The organism is Parasediminibacterium sp. HNIBRBA5674, from assembly GCF_056745525.1.
In genome coordinates, this window is sequence record NZ_JBQWIE010000119.1 from 1 (window position 1) to 325 (window position 325).

Annotated in this window: 1 pseudogene; it reads left to right on the top strand. The window is 33.8% G+C overall.

The window, feature by feature from the left end:
- Positions 1-138, top strand: a pseudogene (locus ACT9TX_RS18525) (hypothetical protein); the annotation flags it as partial.
- Positions 139-325: the final 187 nt, after the last annotated feature.

The window sequence follows — 325 nt, forward strand, 5'->3', positions numbered from 1 at the left end:
GCAGGCGGTAGAGCTACTGATGGTAAGCAGCGTATTATGGATATTCAGCCAACATCTTTACACCAACGTACACCTTTCTTTATCGGTAGTATGGATATGATGAACGAGTTAGATACCTATATTGAAGGCGAAAAATAAGCGGTTTATATTTCAATAAATATTTTAGAAATATCAGTACGGTTCAGGATAGTTTTTATATGAACAAATTTAATTTTTACAGTCTAAAAAGATGCTTTTATGAAAAAAATGTTACTATTTACTTGCATGTTACTTGCAATTTTTCTTACTGCAAACGCACAACAGGCATTCACCCCAGGTAACCTTG